This window comes from Massilia agrisoli, from assembly GCF_020831365.1.
Taxonomy (GTDB): Bacteria; Pseudomonadota; Gammaproteobacteria; order Burkholderiales; family Burkholderiaceae_D; genus Telluria_A; species Telluria_A agrisoli.
On record NZ_JAJHPV010000014.1, the window covers coordinates 33,854 to 52,076 of the forward strand.

At 65.0% G+C, this 18,223-nt stretch carries 13 protein-coding genes; 7 read left to right on the top strand and 6 right to left on the bottom strand.

What is annotated here, in order from left to right; translation table 11 throughout:
- Positions 1 to 30: 30 nt before the first annotated feature.
- Positions 31 to 858: a TlpA disulfide reductase family protein gene (locus tag LMJ30_RS14525; RefSeq protein ID WP_229433059.1), complete on the bottom strand. Its 828-nt coding sequence runs from the start codon at positions 856 to 858 to the stop codon at positions 31 to 33.
- 111 nt (positions 859 to 969) lie between these two features.
- Between LMJ30_RS14525 and LMJ30_RS14530 the strand changes: the two genes are divergently transcribed.
- From LMJ30_RS14530 to LMJ30_RS14560, 7 genes are all read left to right on the top strand, one after another.
- Positions 970 to 2,790 carry a SagB/ThcOx family dehydrogenase gene (locus LMJ30_RS14530; protein ID WP_229433060.1) on the top strand — a complete coding sequence of 607 codons (1,821 nt, stop codon included), beginning with the start codon at positions 970 to 972 and terminating at the stop codon, positions 2,788 to 2,790.
- A 100-nt stretch (positions 2,791 to 2,890) separates the two neighbouring features.
- On the top strand, positions 2,891 to 4,000 hold the full coding sequence (locus LMJ30_RS14535; RefSeq protein WP_229433061.1) for a glycosyltransferase family 4 protein: 1,110 nt from the start codon (positions 2,891 to 2,893) through the stop codon (positions 3,998 to 4,000).
- Between the two features lie 103 nt (positions 4,001 to 4,103).
- Complete coding sequence (locus LMJ30_RS14540) at positions 4,104 to 5,669, top strand: TonB C-terminal domain-containing protein (RefSeq protein WP_229433062.1); 1,566 nt, start codon at positions 4,104 to 4,106, stop codon at positions 5,667 to 5,669.
- Between the two features lie 183 nt (positions 5,670 to 5,852).
- Positions 5,853 to 6,974 (top strand): polysaccharide biosynthesis/export family protein, encoded by a 1,122-nt coding sequence (locus LMJ30_RS14545; protein WP_229433063.1) that lies wholly within the window; start codon positions 5,853 to 5,855, stop codon positions 6,972 to 6,974.
- A gap of 21 nt (positions 6,975 to 6,995) precedes the next feature.
- The gene (locus LMJ30_RS14550; protein ID WP_229433064.1) at positions 6,996 to 9,278 is read left to right on the top strand and encodes a polysaccharide biosynthesis tyrosine autokinase; all 2,283 of its coding nucleotides are present in this window, start codon (positions 6,996 to 6,998) and stop codon (positions 9,276 to 9,278) included.
- 771 nt (positions 9,279 to 10,049) lie between these two features.
- Positions 10,050 to 12,410: a right-handed parallel beta-helix repeat-containing protein gene (locus tag LMJ30_RS14555; RefSeq protein ID WP_229433065.1), complete on the top strand. Its 2,361-nt coding sequence runs from the start codon at positions 10,050 to 10,052 to the stop codon at positions 12,408 to 12,410.
- 104 nt (positions 12,411 to 12,514) lie between these two features.
- Positions 12,515 to 13,228: a class I SAM-dependent methyltransferase gene (locus tag LMJ30_RS14560; protein ID WP_229433066.1), complete on the top strand. Its 714-nt coding sequence runs from the start codon at positions 12,515 to 12,517 to the stop codon at positions 13,226 to 13,228.
- Positions 13,229 to 13,261: 33 nt separating this feature from the next.
- On the opposite strand, the gene LMJ30_RS14565 is transcribed toward LMJ30_RS14560, so the two are convergent.
- Genes LMJ30_RS14565 through LMJ30_RS14585 form a run of 5 tightly spaced genes read right to left on the bottom strand, consistent with a single transcriptional unit; the run spans position 13,262 to position 18,151 of the window.
- The gene (locus LMJ30_RS14565; protein WP_229433067.1) at positions 13,262 to 14,446 is read right to left on the bottom strand and encodes an acyltransferase family protein; all 1,185 of its coding nucleotides are present in this window, start codon (positions 14,444 to 14,446) and stop codon (positions 13,262 to 13,264) included.
- 31 nt (positions 14,447 to 14,477) lie between these two features.
- Positions 14,478 to 15,080, bottom strand: a complete 603-nt coding sequence (locus LMJ30_RS14570) for a membrane-associated phospholipid phosphatase (RefSeq protein WP_229433068.1) — start codon at positions 15,078 to 15,080, stop codon at positions 14,478 to 14,480.
- A 14-nt stretch (positions 15,081 to 15,094) separates the two neighbouring features.
- Positions 15,095 to 15,685: a sugar transferase gene (locus LMJ30_RS14575; RefSeq protein WP_229433069.1), complete on the bottom strand. Its 591-nt coding sequence runs from the start codon at positions 15,683 to 15,685 to the stop codon at positions 15,095 to 15,097.
- Positions 15,682 to 16,878, bottom strand: a complete 1,197-nt coding sequence (locus LMJ30_RS14580; protein WP_229433070.1) for a DegT/DnrJ/EryC1/StrS family aminotransferase — start codon at positions 16,876 to 16,878, stop codon at positions 15,682 to 15,684. The genes LMJ30_RS14575 and LMJ30_RS14580 overlap by 4 nt, the downstream gene beginning before the upstream one ends.
- Positions 16,879 to 16,900: 22 nt before the next feature.
- Complete coding sequence (locus LMJ30_RS14585) at positions 16,901 to 18,151, bottom strand: glycosyltransferase family 4 protein (protein WP_229433071.1); 1,251 nt, start codon at positions 18,149 to 18,151, stop codon at positions 16,901 to 16,903.
- Positions 18,152 to 18,223: the final 72 nt, after the last annotated feature.

Here is an 18,223-nt window from a genome sequence, read left to right on the forward strand (position 1 = left end):
TAGCATGCGGTTTTTGCGCCGTCCTGTTCGCTACCGCGCGGCAGGCCCCGCCGTGCGTATTTGCGCCAGTTTGGCTTCCAGCGACGCGGCGGACACAGGCCCGAGGTGGGCGTCCACCAGCCGTCCTCGCGCGTCGTAGAACAGGGTGGTCGGCATGCCGGATGAGCCGACCGCGCGCCCCACCGCGCCGGCCTGGTCGAGCAGCACGTTGTCGAGCGCCAGGCCGCCTCCGCGCAGGTAGTCTGCCACCGGCGCCGCGTCTTCGCGCTGGTTCGCAAACACAAAGGTGATGCCGCGATCGCGCTGCTGCGCCGCCGCCAGTACCGGCATCTCGCGCCTGCATGGCGGGCACCAGGTCGCCCACAGGTTCACGACCATCGGTTGTCCGGCGCCCAGCCGGGACAGCGCCACCGGCTTGCCGTCAAGCGTCGCAAGGGTCACTTCGGGCACCGTCTTCCCATCATTCATTCCAAGCAGGGCCGGCGCGCCCGACATGAACCAGGCAAACGCGCCGGCCAGCACGCCTGCCATGAGCGGATTGCGCAGCGCCTTGTGCCGGTAAGCGCGATAGCCGCCGTAGCCGAGCGCCGCGCCGATGCCCGCCAGCGGCGAAAAACCGCCGTCGCGAATATCGATGATCGACAACGGCGCCGCGCTGTAAAGTTCGAACCAGGTAGCGACGAAGGCGATCCGCGCGGCGACCAGGCCTACCGCCAGCATATCGACCAGCACGCCGCCAATGCGGATCTTGTCGCGCCGTCCCACCCAATGTCCCACAGCGGCCGCGATGAGCAAGCTGGTAAGCATGAACACATGGCTGGCCTGGATGCTCAAGGGACCGAGGTTAAAGTTCATCATGGCGGGCGCCCACAGATATAAAGCCGATATTGTGACAGGTGACGCGGCGGGCGCGGGCACAGCAGCAAACAGCGATAGAATTCGATACGTCGTCCTTCGCTGGTGCCGCCGATGCCAAAGCTCGCCTGGGTCCTGATACCGCTTGCGGCATATGCCGCAGTCCTCGCCGTAACGGCGTGGCGCGGACGCTCGCCCGCGCGCCTGGCACTGAATGTCCATACCAGCCTGCTGTTGCTGGCCTACCTGCTGGCCACGGCGGGGCTCGGGATATTCTGGGTCGCCAACCAGCAGCTTCCGGTATTTGACTGGCACTACCTGTTTGGCTATGCCACGCTGGCGCTGGTGTCCGTGCATCTTGTGTTCAACCTGCCGATCGTCGTGCGCTGGTTCGCGCGCAAGCAGCCCAGGCCGGCGCCGCCGCAGCGTGGCGGGCCACGGCTGGTGCTGCAGGCGGCGGCACTGGCGGCGGCATTCGGCGTGGCCTACTTTGTCGGTACCCGCCAGGCCGCCGATCCGCTGCCGGCCGCGAATGCCGGTGACATGCCCGCATCGATCCAGGCGGTGCTCCAGTACCACGCGTTTTCGTCGGCGTCGCGCAGCGGCGTCTTCGCACGCGCCCCTGGCGTCGAATGGGGATCGCCGCCAGCCCCATTCAAGCGTTACGATGGCGTGAAAACCATCGCACTCGAACGCGGGACCGCAGGCGGCGCAAGCCTTGGCGATATGCTGCGCGCGCCTGCCCAAACAAGCGCGCGCCTTGACCTCGCAGGGCTTGGCCAGATGCTGCACCTGGCGGCCGGCATTACCCAGCAGCGTGGCGGGCATGCGCTGCGCGCCGCGCCGTCTTCCGGTGCGCTGTTCCCGAGTGAGCTGTATGTGGCGGCGCGCTCGGTCGATGGGCTGGCGCCGGGCCTGTACCACTACGACCCCGCGCACCACCGGCTCGACGCGCTTGGGCCGCTTCCGGCCACGCTGGGCGCACCCGCTGCCGACGCGGCCGATGCCGCCATCATCCTGAGCGCGGTGTTCCGCCGTACCGGCTACAAGTACCACAACCGCGCCTACCGCTACGCCGCCGCGGATGCCGGACACCTGCTGGAAAACGTGCGGCTCGGCGCGCACGGCGCCGGCGTGCGTGCGCAGTTGCTGGCGTCCTTCGACGATGATGCGGCGGCGCGCGCGATTGCGGCCGACGGCGTGGAAGAGGGTGTGCTTGCCGTGGTCGCGTTGAACGGACCGCAGCCGCAGATGGTTGCGACCGACGTGCGGGCGCGCCTTGCACCGGTCAGCGAACCGCGCGCATCGGCAATCGGCGTCACAGGCATGGTCCAGCGCGCGACATCGCTGCACCGCGAGACGCCTGCAGCGGCCGAGGCCATCGCCTTGCCCGCGCCATTGCGCTTCACCCGCGACCTGCACGAGACCATCGTCAACCGCCGCAGCGAACGGCGCTACAGCGCGCAGGCCGTGTCGCTGGCTGCATTGTCCTCGCTGCTTGCCGCGGCCGCGCAGCCTGCGCAACTATCCGATGCGGTGACGCTCAACGTCGTCGTCAACCGTGTGGATGGCCTCGCGCCCGGCGTCTACCGCTACCTGTCGCAGCATGGGCTGCAACGCCTGCGCGGAGGCGACTTCCAGGCGGCGGCAAGGTCGGCGGCGCTGTCGCAGGACGTGATCGGCGACGCTGCCGCGGTACTGATCCTGTCCGCCGACCGCGACCAGGTCCTCGCGCAAGGTGCGCGCGGCTACCGCCATGTATTCATCGAGGCTGGACTGGTGGGCGAGCGCTGGCTGCTCGGCGCCACCGCCCAGGGCCTGGGCGCCTGCCCGGTCGGCGCGTTCTACGATGACGAGGCTGCGGCCCTCATCGGGGCCGATCCAGGGCGCCACTGGGTGCTGCACTTTGCGGCAGTCGGCGTGCGCGCGCCCTGAAGCCAAAGGCAATTGCGCGTTCTCAAGTAAGGCCCAGGCTCCAGCCCGTACGCTTGCGGGGATGGGCCAGCCTCGAATCCTTCACATCAGCAACGATTTCTTGTGGACCAAGGTTCACAAGAATTTGTACACGCAGCTCGACCGGCTGGGCGTGCGCCAGGACATCTTCACGCCCTTGCGCAAGCACTCCAATCCCGACAACAACAGAATTGACTTCACCGTACCCGGTTCGGCGCTACGGTTCTCCAGCGTGCTGAGCGGCTATCACCGGCTCTTTTTCAGGCAGAAGATCCGCAAGCTGTTCCGTGACCTTGACGCCCACGGCATTGGCGGCCAGTGCGACCTGGTCCACGCCACCACGCTGTTCAGCGACGGCGCACTGGCGTATGAATTGTTCCGGAAATACGGCAAGCCCTACATCGTGTCGGTGCGGAATACGGACATCAACATGTTCCTGAAATACAAACCGCACCTCATTTTCCTTGCGCGCAAAATACTCGACAATGCGCAACGCCTGGTATTCATCAGCCAATCCAACTTCGATAATTTTTTCCGCCATCCGCTGGTCACCCTGTTCGCCTTGCGCTACTGGAAAAAGGCGCTTGTCATCAACAATGGCATTGACCGGCTGTGGCTGGACAACATCGACCGCCGCCAGCGTATCCAGGCGAAAAGGATCTTGTTCATCGGGCGGTTTGACCGCAACAAGAATGCGGTGAGGTTGATCCAGGCCTTCCTGGCATTGCACGCATTGCGGCCCGACCTGAAACTGAGCCTGGTCGGCAGCAACGGTCCGCAACAACACAAGGTTGAATCGCTGGCGGCCAGGCATCCCGATTGCATCACCTTCCACGGACCAGTCGAAGCCGGTCCGGCACTGGTCGACATCTGCCGCGCCAGCGACCTGTTTGCCATGGCGTCGCACCATGAAACCTTCGGCCTTGTGTATGTCGAGGCCCTGTCGCAGGGCCTGCCAGTCTTGTTTACCCGAGGGCAGGGCATCGATGGCAGCTTCACCGAGCCGGTGGGCGTGGCGGTCGACCCGTCGTCGGTGGCGGATATACGCCGCGGCCTGGAACAGATGATCGATAACTATGCATCCTTCACCACCAGCGAGTTGCGCTTCGACCGCTTCATGTGGGAACGCATCGCCGTCCGCTACCTCGATATGTACCGGACAATACTATCGCCGGCCTCACCTTTTAGTTAGAATTCTGTCATGGTGCGAACTCGACAGTTTCCTACCAACTCTTGCGTGAGGCAGTCATGGCTTTGGCCAGTAGTCAACCAGGCGTTTCCTTCTTGCCCGCTCCATGCTGCAGGCAGGCGCGCTAGCTTCCGCATCCGGCGTTGCGCCGCCGCGCGCATCGGCCAACCGGCGCCTCGCCTGGGGTTTGCTGGCATCGCTGCTGTTCCATGCGCTGATCCTGTCGCTCCAGTTCGGCGTCCCCGGCATGGCCCTGCGGGGCGCGCGTTCCGCCATCCAGATCGTGCTGGCGCCTGCGCCGCCGCCCGTGGCGGAGCCTGTCGCTGCCGACCCCGAGCCCGACCGGCCTGCGCTGCCACCGCGCCCAGCTCCCGTCACCGGAATGCAGCTGGTGGACCCGGTAGCCAGGCCCATCCCAGCGCCCACGCCGCCGCCAAAAGCGGTCAGCAAGGCGAAGGCGCGCAAGGCGCCACGCATCAGCACGCCGCTTCCGAAACCTGATGCCGAGGCGCCGGTGCGCGTCATTGCGCAGGCCAGCAACCCGGACAGCGAATTCATCGTGCCGCTGCCGCAGCCGGAGGAGGCGCTACAGAAGACGATCGACCCGTCCGAGGCCCAGCACGGCAGCGACGATATGGCGCAGGCACTGCAAGAGGAGGCGCCGCTGCCGGAGCTGCAGCAGCCTGTGATCGCCGTGAACGATGCGGCAGGGGAGCAACTGCAGAAGGATGCCGCCGAAGCGCGCAGTGCGGCGCTTGCGGAACGCGAGCAGGCAATACTGGCGCAGGAGCGCCTTGCGCAAGAAACGGCCGAGCGGCGCAGGCTGGAAGAGCAGCTTGCCGAGCGTCGCGCGCAAGAAATGCTGGAGCGGCAGAAGGCCGACGAACTGCTTGCGCAGCAACGCCGGGCACAGGAACTGGCAGAACGCCAGAAATCGGAAGAGCGTCTCGCGCAGCAGCGCCGCGACATGGAGCTTGCCGAACGCAAAGAGGCCGACGCGCTGCGCGCCCGCCAGCGCCTGGCTGAGGAGGCTGCCGAACGCCTGCGCCTTGACGAAATCGCCGCGCGCAAGCTCGCAGGCGAGCGCGCCCGCCAGGATGCTGAGCGCGAACGCGAGGCGGCGCTGGCCCGCGCAGCACCGCCCGGCGATCCATTCGGCGCGGCCGACGGGCAGGGCGCAAGCGGGCGGACCAAGGGTAGCGCCGGCAACTACGGCAGCGACTTGTCGAACCGCGTGCGCGACCTCAGCAAGGGGCTGGACCTGCTGGCCGGCGCCCCGCCGGCGCGGGTGCGGCCGGACGAGGCGCGCGCGTCGCGCCGCGTCGTGGCCGACAGCGCCGACCGCGACGTGCCGCTGCGTATGTACGTCGAAAGCTGGCGCCAGAAGATCGAGCGCAACGGCAGCATGAATTTCCCCAGGCTGATCGGCGAGCGCGCACGTATCGATCCGCTTGTCAGCGTGGCCGTCCGCAGCGACGGCAGCATCGAGGACGTGACCATCGTCCGCTCCAGCGGCCGCCAGGATACCGACGACGCCGTTCGCCGCATCGTCCGCATCAACGCGCTGTACTCGAGGTTCCCGCCCAACATCGCCTCACGGTACGACGTCATCGAGATCCGCCGCATCTGGACCTTCGACCAGGTCCTCAAGCTGGTCGACGAAGTGCGCTAGCCCTCCATCCCGGCCGTTTTTCGGCCACCCAGGCACATCATTTCACTAGGTAAATATGCCTGAGGCTGCCATTTGATTTGCGCCAAAGCCGTTGTCATCCAGCTCACTTACTCTGGATCAGACAGGTAATAGCCGGAGGCACAACTATCTCTTTCCCGGCTGGCAATGCGGATGGGTACCAACATGAAAAATATGATACGAGCCCAATGGATTGTCTGCGTCGCGCTGCTGCTGGCGGCGGCGCTCGGCGGCTGTGCAGCCACCAGCAGCCGTATTGAAATGCCGGACGTCTCCGGCCAGGCCGGGCCGGCGCCGGACGCGCCGCCCACGCAGCTGATCACCGAGCAGCTGATCGCCGCCGAAAAGCAGCAGCGCGAGCAGCGCGCCAACCAGGCACTCGATCACCTCGTCGTGGCCGATCCGCCGCCCTACAAAATCGGTCCGGGCGATATCCTGTCGATCGTCGTCTGGGACCACCCTGAACTCGCGGGCCACGGGCTGGTCGCGTCCAGCAGCTCGGCGGAGGCGGGCACGTCGAGCACGCCGGCCCAGGGCTTCGTTGTCGATTACGACGGCAAGGTGCAGTTTCCGTTTGCCGGCTCGCTCAAGCTGTCGGGGCTCACTGAAGAGCAGGCACGCAACCTGCTGGTGTCGCGGCTGGCGCGCTACATCGCCCAGCCCAACGTCACCTTGCGCGTGCAGTCCTACCGCAGCAAACGCATCTATATGGATGGAGAAGTCCGGCTGCCCGGCCTGCAGGCGATCAACGACATTCCGATGACCTTGCTCGAAGCGCTGAACCGCGCGGGTGGCCTGCAGCCGACGGCGGACCAGAGCCGCATCGTCCTCGAACGCGCCAAGAAGCGCTACAACCTCGACCTGCGCGACCTGGTGCAGAAGGGCGTCAACCCCGGCAACATCCTGTTGCTGAACGGTGACGTGGTGCGCGTGCACTCGCGTGACGAGAGCAAGGTGTTCGTCTCCGGCGAAGTGGTCACGCCGAAAGCGCTGACGATGCACAACGGCCGCCTCAGCCTGAATGAAGCGCTGGGAGAATCGGGCGGCATCAGCCCCATGACGGGCGATGCGCGCCAGGTGTTCGTGGTGCGCAAGGCGGCGGAAGGCACGCGCATCTTCCAGCTCGACGCACGCCAGCGCGGCGCACTGGCCATGGCGGAGGCGTTCGAGCTGCACCCGAAAGACCTGGTGTATGTCGCCGCCTCGCCGCTGGCCAACTGGCACCGCGGCCTGTCGCTGCTGTTCCCCGGAGCGCTGACGCAGGCGGTCGGCGTCACCCGGCCGTAAATCGCCACGAGGGCCACCACCATGAACCGACCCGCCGACCAGCATCCGATCTCCAACGTGCTGTCCAGTCCGCCCATGCTCAGCATGCCGGTCGAGGCGCGCTATGAGCACCAGCTAGATCCGGAAGAGCCAGGCCTGCGCAGCTACTTCAACATCCTGTACGACAGCCGCTGGCTGATCGGCCTGGTTACTTTCCTGATCACCGCGGTGGCGATTGTCTACGCGGTGGTGGCCAATCCGGTATACCAGGCCAACCTGCTGATCCACGTCGAAGAAGAAAGCCCGAACGCCTCGAAGAATATCTTGGCGGAAGTGTCATCGCTGTTCGAAACCAAAAAAGACGCGATCGCGGAAATGGAGCTGCTGCGCTCGCGCATGGTCATCTCGCATGCGGTCGACAACCTGCAGCTGTATATCGAAGTGCGGCCCAAGTATTTTCCCGTCATCGGCTTCTGGTTCGCCGGCCGCGGCGACGGCGAGCTGTCGGAACCGGGTATCTTCGGCCACGGCGGCTATGTGTGGGGCGCCGAAAAAGCGGTGGTATCGGTGTTCGACGTGCCCGAGCCTTGGCAGAACCGGCGCTTCCTCATCACCGCCATGGGCGACGGCGTTTACCGCCTCAGCGGAGGCGGGCAGCCGATCGTCTACGAAGGCCGGGTGGGCACCACGCTCAAGACCCAGACCAGCGGCGGCAACCTTGAACTGCGTATCGACAGGCTCGACGCGAAGCCGGGCGCCGAGTTCTACCTGCGGCGCCTGTCGCGGCTCGGCACCATCGAAGGCATCCAGACCGCGATGGTCATCAGCGAGCAGGGCAAGCAGTCCGGCATCATCGAGGTGCGGCTGCAAGGCGACGATCCGCAACGGATCAACAACGTGCTGAGCGAAATCGGCCGCGAGTACATGCGCCAGAACCTCGCGCGCAAAACCGAGGAAGCGGAAAAATCGCTCGCCTTCCTCAACCTGCAGCTGCCGGCGCTGAAACGCCAGCTCGAGCAATCCGAAGAGCGCTACAACCATTTCCGCAACAGCCACGGCACCGTCGACATGCGCGAAGAAGCACGCATGAGCCTGCAGCAAGCGGCCGAGGCGCGCAGCCGGCGCATCGCGCTGCAGCAGAAAAAGACCGAACTACTGACGCGCTTTACCGAGGACCACCCGATCGTGCGCGGCGTGAACCGCCAGAGCAGGGAAGTCGAAGCCGAAATCGACGACGTGCAAAAACACATCAAGTCACTGCCCGCGCTCGAACAGGACGAAGCGCGCCTGGTGCGCGAGATCAAGGTCAACACCGACCTGTACACCGCGCTGTCGAACACCGCCCAGCAACTTCGGCTGATCTCGGTAGGCCGGGTCAGCAACGTGCGCATGATCGATGCGCCGATGGCGCCGGAACGTCCGATCAAACCGAACCGTCCGCTGATCGTCGTGCTGGCCGCCATCACCGGCATGTTCCTCGGCACCATGATCGCCTTCGTCCGCCGCGCGCTCAACGGCGGCATCGACGACCCGCAGAAGATCGAACGCCTGCTCGGTGCCCGGGTGGTGTACGCCAGCATCCCGCACAGCCCCAACGAAGAAAAGCTCAGCCGCAAGGCGCGCGACGACGGCGCCAACCTGCCGCTGCTCGCGCAGGCGGAGCCGGAGGACATTGCCGTTGAAAGCCTGCGCGGCTTCCGCGCGGCGCTGCTGTTTGCGATGCCGCACTTCCGCAACAACATCGTGATGATCACCGGGCCTGCGCGCAACCTTGGCAAGTCCTTCGTGACGGTCAACCTTGCCGCGGTGATGGCCGCCAGCGGCAAGCGCGTGCTGCTGATCGACGCCGACCTGCGCAACGGCCACCTGCACCGTTACTTCGGCGTCAGCCGCGAGTTCGGCCTGTCGAACGTGATTGCTGGCGGAACCCCGGTGGGCGACATCATCCACCGCGGCGTGCTCGAGAACCTCGACTTCATACCCACCGGCGCGTTGCCGCCCAACCGCTCCGAGTTCCTGCTGCACCTGAATTTCGGCACCCTGCTGGAGTCGGTCAGTGCCCAGTACGACCTGGTGCTGCTCGACCCGCCGCCCATCCTGGCCGTTGCGGACGCGCTGATCATCGGCGCGCATGCCGGCGCCGTCTTCATCCTGGCGCGCGCGGGGCGCACGACGGAGGAAGAAATCAACGAATCCATCAAGCGCCTCAACCACGCCGGCATCTCGCCGCAGGGCGTGCTGTTCAACGACCTGTCGCTACGCCTGTCCGGCTACCGCTACCAATTCCACTACGAACAGGACGCGCAGATCGGCTACAGCCGCTAGCCTGCCCCGGCGCGTACGCCCACCCAGGGGGGCAAAGTCAAGGCACGCGTTCGCGATGCCGTTTCAATCGACCGCGTGCCGGATCGGCGGAAAAGGGCGAACGCCCGTCATCCGCCGGGTTCGTAAAGATCCCTTCAGCGCCCGCCCGCAATCCAAACTTCAATGTTTTTAAAAAATTTCCAAGATCGGGGTCAGACCACCGTTTTTTGAAAAATTTCCAAAATCGGGGTCAGACCACCGTTTTTTGAATTTCCAAAATCGGGGTCAGACCACCGTTTTTTGGAATGTTCCAAAAAAGCGGTGGTCTGACCCCGATTGGGGAAGCTTTCGGGCGGGCAGAGTCTACGCACCCGTTCGCGATGGCCGCGCCAACTAACGCCGAGCCAAGGTTGAGGGGGAGAAGACAAACGCCCGTCCTCCGTCGGTTTCGTGAACATCCCTTCAGCGCCGGCCCAGGTTCTCAAAAAAATTGCCAAAATCGGGGTCAGACCACCTGGCTTTTGGAATGTTCCCAAAAACGGTGGTCTGACCCCGATTTTGGAAACCTTACGCCTCGCTTTGAGGCCGATTCCACTGCAGCCGGCGCATCCGAAGTCGCAGCACGCGCAGTAATGGAACATCCATACTCCTGACGAATCCGTCAATTTCGCTGGCGAAATGGTTTTTGTTTATCTGATACTGCAGAGAAATTTATTTTCAAAAACGTTGAACTGAATCAAGTGCCGTGCGTCAAACCTTGCTCAATCACCCTGTTTTAGCGAGGAATCTTTGATGAACAAACTTGTCAGTCTAGCGTCTGAAAACCGTGTGCGCGCCATGCTGTGCAGCAGCCTTCCACTGTTGCTCGCAGCCTGCGGCGGCTCTGACTCGGGCAGCAGCGATGCCCCATTCCAGGCCCCGCAGTTCGCGGCCGTGACCTACAACGGTGTGGCGGCACCAGCTGATCTCTATGTTTCACCAAGCGGATCGGACACCAATGCGGGAACACAGTCCGCGCCATTCAGAACGATTTTGCGGGCGTCGCGCGCAGCCACGCCAGGCGTCACGATCCGCGTCGCTCCCGGTGTTTACGCCGGCGGCTTCCAGACCACGGCCAGCGGTACCGCGGAGGCGCGCATCCGCTACGTGTCGCAATCGCGTTTCGGCGCCAAGATCGTGCCGCCTGCGTCGTCGACCAACACGCGCGCATGGGATAACCGCGGCAGCTATGTCGACATCGAAGGCTTTGAAGTGGACGGCACCAAAGGCCAGGCAGGCACGCAGTGGCTGAACGGCATCTACACCGCGGGTTCATATTCTACGGTGCGCGGCAACTACGTCCACCACATTGCGAAGAACGTCGCATGCGCCAGCAGCGGCGGCGGCATCGGTTCCGACAGCTATTACAAGGGCATCGCCAACGATGTGGTTGGCAACATCGTCCACGACGTCGGCCCGACCGGCTGCGCTTACTACCTCGGCATCTACATCAATTCGGCGCAGAGCAAGGTCATCAACAACCTGGTCTACAACATCAGCAACGCGGGCATCCGCCTGTGGCATGACGCGACCAACAACCTGGTGACGAACAACACCGTGTTCAACTCAGGAATTGGCGTGGTGGTCAGCGGCAATGGTGGCTACCTCGGCACCGCGCCGAATGATTACACGCGCGTCGCCAACAACATCATCTACGACAACGCCAGCTACGGTATCCAGGAAGTCGGTTCGACCGGAACCCACAACAGCTATCCGTTCAACCTCGTCTATAAGAACGGGAGTTACAACTTTATGCTGAACAACGGGCTGCAGGCACTCGGGACGGTCAACGCCGAGCCGCAGTTCGTCAACTACATCCGTACCGGCGGCGGCGATTATCATCCGTCGGCAACTTCGCCTGCGGTAGGCGCGGCGCTGCCAGCAGCCTCGCCATCGACCGACATCGAAGGCAACGTGCGTTCGACCACGACCGGCTTCGACATCGGCGCTTACCAGCACGCGGGCACATCGACTGCGCCAGCCCCGACTCCGGAGCCAACGCCGGAACCAACCCCGGAGCCAACGCCGGAGCCAACGCCGACACCGGTTCCGCAACCGATCCCGGCCACGACGTATAACTACTACGTGTCGCCAACCGGTTCCGACAGCAACCCGGGCACCAAGGCCTCGCCGTTCCGGACGATCGCGCGCGCAGCCCAGGTAGCCAAGCCGAGCACCACGGTCCATGTGGCGCCGGGTAACTACTCGGGCGGTTTCCGCACCAGCGTCAGCGGTACTTCAACTGGCCGCATCTACTTCGTCTCGACAACGAAGTGGGGCGCCAAGATTGTTCCGCCTGCAAACTCGTCGAATAACGTGGCATGGGATAACCGTGGCAGTTACGTCGACATCATCGGCTTCGAAGTCGATGGCCGCAAGATCCAGAGCGGCACCAAGTGGGCCTACGGCATCTACAACGGCGGTTCCTACGACATGATCCGTAATAACTATGTGCACCACATCGCCAATACCATCGCCTGCACCAGCGGCGGCGGCTCGGCGATCGGCGTCGACAGCTATTACAAGGGCGTCAAGTCGGATGTGATCGGCAACCTGGTACATGACATCGGACCTGCCGGCTGCCACTTCGTGCAGGGCATCTACGTCAGCACCTCCGGTACCGTGAAGAACAACGTGGTCTACCGCGTGGCGGAAGCAGCAATCCACCTGTGGCACGACGCCAACAACGTGATCATCACCAACAACACGGTGACGACCTCGGGCACCGGCATCATCGTGGGCGGCGGCGACTACTACTTCACCACAGCAGGCGCGGATAACGTGCACGTACACAACAACATTGTGTACGACAACAAGTACGGCATTTCGGAGCAGGGCAAGACGGGTTTGAAGAACACCTACCGCAACAACCTGGTGTACCAGAACACGTACAACTGGACCCTGAAAAACGGCCTGACCCACAGCGGCACTGTGGCCGCGGCGCCCCGGTTTGCCAGCTACGCACGCACCGCCACCACCAACGATTTCCACCTGAACAGCGACTCGCCAGCGATCGGTAAGGGTTTGAATTCGAGCTACGTGTTGCCGTACGACTTCGATGGTTATCCACGTAACGCCACCACGGGTTACGACATCGGCGCCTACCAGCACTAAGCGCTTCACCGGTATGATCGCCGGCGCGAAAACGCCGGCGATCTTTTCGTTCGTCTCAACAATTATCAAATGTCCAGCACCTCCGCCTGCTTACCATGGACGGTATGGACTCCCCGAACACCGAATCCGACGAACAGGCGCGCATTCGCGCCGTCTACCGTGAATGGCATGGCGGAAAGGAACTTGCACCCTACGCCTGGCATCGGCCCGAGGTCATGGAGCAGGATGCCGCGCGCTGCCGTGCCGCTGGCGGCCTGCTGGCGGCAACGGTCGGCCACGACCTGTCCAGGCTGCGCATTGTCGATGTCGGCTGCGGCAGCGGTGGCTTTTTGCGCCAGCTGATCAGCTGGGGCGCGCGACCGGGCAACCTGATCGGTACCGAATACCAGGAAGACCGCCTCGACCAGGCCAGGGCGGCCACCGCCCGTGGGGTTCACTGGCATCTTGGCGACCTCGACATCTTTGACGATGGCAGCCTTGACCTCGCCGTTGCCAATACCGTGTTTTCATCCATCCTCGACGAGCAGATGCGCCACCAGCTGGCCGATGAAATGTGGCGTGTCCTCAAGCCAGGCGCCTGGTGCATGGTGTTCGACTTCCGCTACAACAATCCCGCCAACCCCAACGTGCGCCGGGTCAGCCGGCCCCAGGTTCGCCAGTACTGGCCAGCGGCTGCCGGCCATCATTACCAGACCCTGCTGCTGGCGCCGCCCATCGCGCGCCGCCTGTCGCGCGCTCCCCGGCTGCTCAGCGACCTGCTCGCGACCTTCGTCCCACCCCTGCGCTCGCACTTCATCTACATGGCGCAAAAGCCCTGAAACGTGCCGCGGCCACGGCGGCACGCATCCCCGTCAGCGCTTGGCGGCGGCATGCACAGGCGGGCTCGACAGCAGCAGTTCCTTGAGCCACCGGCGTACCTTCGGCGTGTGCGATTCAAACAGCAGGTAAGAGCCGTAGGACAGCACCAGCACTACGCCCAGCAGCGAGAAGTAGATTCCATAGTCGATCCAGTTGGCTGGCGACAGGCGGTACGTGCCCCCGAAGTTCAGTCCGACGTGCTGCATCAGCCGGATCAGCGGAATATGGAAGACATACAGGGTGAACGAAAACTCGGCAAAGAAGGTGGCGCCGCTACGCAGGCGGGCTATCGGGCGCGATGCCGGATCGGCCTTGATGTGCATGCTGCACAGGAAGAGCAGGAACGCCAGGCTGTAGACCAGGTCCTGGACGAAGGACGCGGCGGTCATGTCGTCGTTGTAGCCGGTCAGGCGTAAATACACGGCCAGCACGCCGAACATCGCCAGCATCAGCCAGCGCACCGTGTTACTGCAATCGACCCGTACGCGCGAGAAGATCGCGCCCAGCAGCCAGACCAGGAAATACAGGGTCATGTCATACGGGAGCGCGAGGGCGATGGCGACCAGGGTCAGCATCGCCAGCAAACGGCGCGCCGGCGTCGACCCGGTGACCAGCACCAGGAGTAGCGGGAACATCAGGTAGTACCAGGTTTCGTTCGCCAGGCTCCACAGGGGGAAGTTGCCGCCGAACGGTTCCAGCGTTACCGTCTGCAGGCCGACCAGGTTGCCCGCGAAGGACAGCAGCGAATAGCTGTTCGAGCGCGAGTAATCGATGGTGTTGGGAATCAGTTGACCGGCCAGCACGCCGAACAGCAGCATCAGGAGGAAGGTTGGAACCAGCACCGTCCACAGGCGCGACAGGCGGTCGATGGCGTAGGCTTGCAGCGCTTGCGGACGCCCGATCTTGCCCAGCAGGCTGCCGCCGACCAGCCATCCGCTGATCAGGAAGAACAGCACGACGGCCTGGTGCGCAAAGCCGGTGAAGAAGGCCAGCGCCTGGTAGGCCAGCGGCGGGTCGGCCATCGCGCGCAAGCCGGGAAAGAACTCGGCGCGCAGGTGCGCGGCCGCGACCTCGACGGCGCACAGCCCGCGCAGCAGCGCGATGAGCAGCGACTGGCATGAATCTTCCCCCAGTTCGGGCTCACGGAGCCGGATGCCAGGCTTGGCGATGGAAGCCATGATGGTTACTCCTTTTCAGACGGGATAAAGGTCAGCAAAGACTGTCGGCGCCGCCCAGCGGAAAGGGCCTGTCGTTACCGGACAAGAAGGTGGCGACCCGGATCATCCACCAGCCGACATGGGCAAAGCTCATCAGCCAGGCGCCTGCCAGGAAGGCCAGGGCGAACCAGCCGAGCCTGGCCAGCGACGGCGCCACGGCGCTGGCGCCCGCCAGGCGGATCCATGCCAGGCTGATGGCCGCGCCCAGCAGGCACCCGGCCATCGCTTCGGCAGCGGTATGGAAGCCATACACCACCAGCAGCACCCCGACCAGCAGGCCCAGGCCGACGCCGGCCACCACCGCGCTGCGGCGCAAGGCGGGGCCGCCGCCCTGCAGCATGAGATAGAACACGGTCGGGAACACGGCCGTCACGCCTGTTGCGTGGCCGCTGACTGCCTTGAAACCGAGCGCGGGCAACCCGGAACCCCAGGCCATGAACGCGATCTTGCTGGCGCCGACCAGCATCACGCCGCCACCGAACAGCAAACCCCACAGCATCGCTGTGCGCCAGGCGCGCGCGGCGGCCATCCAGCAAAACGCCGCCGCCGCCAGCGGCAAGGTCATATCTAGGTCGCCCAGGCGCACCAGCGTCATGCCCGGGTCCATGGCTAGCGCGCGATCGCGGTGAGGGTGTTAGCAATGATCCGCAGGTCGGTCCAGAAACTGCGCTCCTGCACATAGCGCACGTAATACTCGAGCTTTACAGGCAGGATGGTGTCGATGTAGGCCTGCTCCGGATCGGCGGCATGGCCGAGGATGGCGTTTTCATCCTTGTAATGGATCGACGCCCAGTCGGTGATGCCCGGCGCGACCGACAGCACGATGCGGCGTACGTCGGGCGGATAACAGGCCACGTAGCGCGGCACTTCAGGCCGCGGCCCGACCAGGCTCATCGATCCTTGCAGCACGTTGATCAGCTGCGGCAGCTCGTCGAGCTTGTAGTGCCGCAAAAAGCGCCCGGCGCGCGTGATGCGGGCATCCTGGCCGACGGTGAGCTGACCGCCTGCGCCCGCCTGCACACGCATCGTACGGAACTTGAAAATGCTGAACGGCACCCCGTAGCGGCCAATGCGCAACTGGCGGTAGAACACCGGGCCCCCGGAGTCGAGGCGGATCCACAGCGCGATCAAGCCCAGCAGCGGCGCCAGCATCAGCAAGCCGCACAGCGACGCAGCCAGGTCGAAGGCGCGCTTGCTCATGACACCAGCTCGCGAACGGCGTCGATGACGCGCAACTGGTCGGCGTCGGTCATCTTGGTGTACAGGGGCAAGGTCACCATCGCGTGGTAGCTGGCCTCGGCCACCGGAAACTGCTGCGGCGCCAGGGCGCAGGTATCGCGCCAGTAGGGCTGGCGGTGCAGCGGAATGAAGTGCACGCTGGTGCCGATGCCGCGCGCCGACAATTCGCCGATCAGCTCGTCGCGGCCGATGTGGGCGCCGTCGGTCAGGCGCACCACGTACAGGTGCCAGGCGTGGGTGCTGCCGGGCGCGGCGTCGGCGGGCAGCTGCAAGGGCAGGCCCGCGAGCGCGCTGGTGTAGCGGGCCGCCAGCTGCTGGCGCCGGGCCAGGAAGCGGTCGATCTTGCGCAGCTGGCCCAGTCCGATCGCCGAGGCGATGTCGGTCAGGTTGTATTTGTAGCCTGCTGCAACCACCTCGTAGAACCAGGCCGGCGTGCGCGAGGTGTAGCGTGCAAACGCATCCTGGCTGATGCCATGGATGCGCATCAGCCGCACCCGTTTGGCCAGCGCCGCGTCGCGCGTGACCACCATGCCGCCTTCGCCTGTCGTCATTGTCTTGTTGGCGTAGAAGCTGAACACAGTGATGTCGCTGCCCAGCGTTCCGACCAGCTGGCCCTGGTAGAGGGTGGGGAAGGCGTGCGCCGCGTCTTCCACCACGCGCAGGCCATGGCGTGCGGCCAGCGCCAGGATCGCCTCCATGTCGCAGGCCAGTCCCGCATAATGGACCGGTACGATGGCGCGGGTGCGCGCGGTAATGGCCGCTTCAACGGCCGCGGGGTCGATGCACAAGGTGCGCGGGTCGGAATCGGCGAACACGGGCTGCGCGCCCAGGTAGCGCACCACTTCAGCGGTCGCGGTGAAGGTCAGGGTCGGCACGATCACTTCGTCGCCGGGCCCGATGCCGAGCGCTTCAAGCGCCAGGTGCAGCCCCGCCGTCGCCGAATTGACCGAGATGGCCTCGACGCCGCCGCCGAGGTAAGCGCAAAATGCCTGTTCGAACTGGCGCGTCTTGGGGCCCGTGGTCACCCACCCGGAGCGCAGGCACTCGACCACCTCGCTGATTTCTTCCTCGCCGATGTCGGGCAACGCGAACGGCAGGAAGGGGGCTTGCGGCTGCACCTGGGCGCCGTTCTCATTGGTGGTGTGTTCGGCCATGATCGTAACCTTTAGGGCAGAGTCAGAATGTGGTGGGGCGCAAGCCGGCCAGGATGTTGAGGAAGCGCTCGCCCAGCACCGGATAGCTCAGGTTGCGCAATGCGTAGAGCTTTCCGCGCTGCCCGAGGGCCGCGCGCTCGGCGGCGGGCATCGACATCAGGCTGAGCACGCCGCGCGCGACGGCCGAGGGATCCTCCGGCGCCACCGTCAGGCCGCAGCCGGCGTCGGCGACCGGGTCGTTGCCGGCATCGACAGCATGCAGGATCGGGCGCGCCGCCATCATGTAGTCGATCAGCTTGTTGGGCGAGATGCCGAAGCGGTACAAAGGCTGGCGCGGCCAGCCGATATACGCCACGTCAAAGCACTGCAGTAATGCCGGAACCTGCTGCTTGGCGACCGGGTCGAAGAAGTAGACGTTGGACAGGCCCATGTCACGCGCGCGGGCTTGCAGCCTTGCTTTGTCCGGGCCGCCGCCAACCAGCACGAATGCAACCCGTTCGCCGGCCAGCTGCGCGGCCGCGCCAAGCAGGGTGCCGAGCGAATTGGCCATCCCGTGGGTGCCCGCGTAGCCGACAATAAACTTGCCCCGGTCGCGCAGGTCGGCCAGTGCGGCGGCCACCTCGCCCTGCAGCTGGGGCGGGTCGGCCAGCCATTCGGCCGGGTCGGCGCCGTTGGGCACAATGTGCAGCTTGTGGCGCGCCATGCCGTGCGCTTCCAGGTGGTCGCGCACCTTCGGCAGGATCGACACCACCGCGTCGGCGTGGCGGCAGGCGTAGTTTTCGGCCGCCTGCAGCAGCATGATGAACGGGTGCCAGCGCGAGTAGTTGCCCAGTTCCATGGGCGACAGCGGCCACAGGTCGTGCACCTCGAACAGCAGGCGGGCGCGCGCCAGCCGGGCGATGCGGCGGGCCGGCCAGATATCGAGCGGGTAGGTGCTTGACGCGATCACCACGTCGGGCCTGAACGACTGTGCCAGCTGGCGGGCGTCGCGCGTGAGCCGCATGATGAAGGCCGCCATGTTCAGCGCCCGCGCGCTGCCGTTGCCGGCATAGGCTGGCGTATCGAACCAGGTGTATTCGATGCCGTCGATGGTTTCATCGAGCCGTGCCTGGCCGCGCATCTGCGGCGCCTGGGCGCGGATGTGCGAGCGCGAGGAGGCGGCGATACGGACGCGGTGGCCAAGCCGCACCCATTCGCGCGCCAGGTAGTAGGGCCGGTATTCCATTCCGTGCTGGAGCGAGCCCGCGTAGTGGTTGATCAGCAGGATGTTCATCGGGGCATCCCTCGGCAGCTCAGCATGGCGCAAGGCACGGAGATGCCTTGCAGGCCTTTTGTGCGGAGCGCC

Excerpts from the sequence above, each read along its gene's own strand:
- LMJ30_RS14555 (WP_229433065.1), top strand. The coding sequence starts at position 10,050 with ATGAACAAACTTGTCAGTCTAGCGTCTGAAAACCGTGTGCGCGCCATG.
- LMJ30_RS14530 (WP_229433060.1), top strand. The coding sequence starts at position 970 with ATGCCAAAGCTCGCCTGGGTCCTGATACCGCTTGCGGCATATGCCGCA.
- LMJ30_RS14575 (WP_229433069.1), bottom strand. The coding sequence starts at position 15,685 with ATGAGCAAGCGCGCCTTCGACCTGGCTGCGTCGCTGTGCGGCTTGCTG.
- LMJ30_RS14560 (WP_229433066.1), top strand. The coding sequence starts at position 12,515 with ATGGACTCCCCGAACACCGAATCCGACGAACAGGCGCGCATTCGCGCC.
- LMJ30_RS14585 (WP_229433071.1), bottom strand. The coding sequence starts at position 18,151 with ATGAACATCCTGCTGATCAACCACTACGCGGGCTCGCTCCAGCACGGA.
- LMJ30_RS14525 (WP_229433059.1), bottom strand. The coding sequence starts at position 858 with ATGATGAACTTTAACCTCGGTCCCTTGAGCATCCAGGCCAGCCATGTG.
- LMJ30_RS14545 (WP_229433063.1), top strand. The coding sequence starts at position 5,853 with ATGAAAAATATGATACGAGCCCAATGGATTGTCTGCGTCGCGCTGCTG.
- LMJ30_RS14570 (WP_229433068.1), bottom strand. The coding sequence starts at position 15,080 with ATGACGCTGGTGCGCCTGGGCGACCTAGATATGACCTTGCCGCTGGCG.
- LMJ30_RS14580 (WP_229433070.1), bottom strand. The coding sequence starts at position 16,878 with ATGGCCGAACACACCACCAATGAGAACGGCGCCCAGGTGCAGCCGCAA.
- LMJ30_RS14540 (WP_229433062.1), top strand. The coding sequence starts at position 4,104 with ATGCTGCAGGCAGGCGCGCTAGCTTCCGCATCCGGCGTTGCGCCGCCG.
- LMJ30_RS14565 (WP_229433067.1), bottom strand. The coding sequence starts at position 14,446 with ATGGCTTCCATCGCCAAGCCTGGCATCCGGCTCCGTGAGCCCGAACTG.
- LMJ30_RS14550 (WP_229433064.1), top strand. The coding sequence starts at position 6,996 with ATGAACCGACCCGCCGACCAGCATCCGATCTCCAACGTGCTGTCCAGT.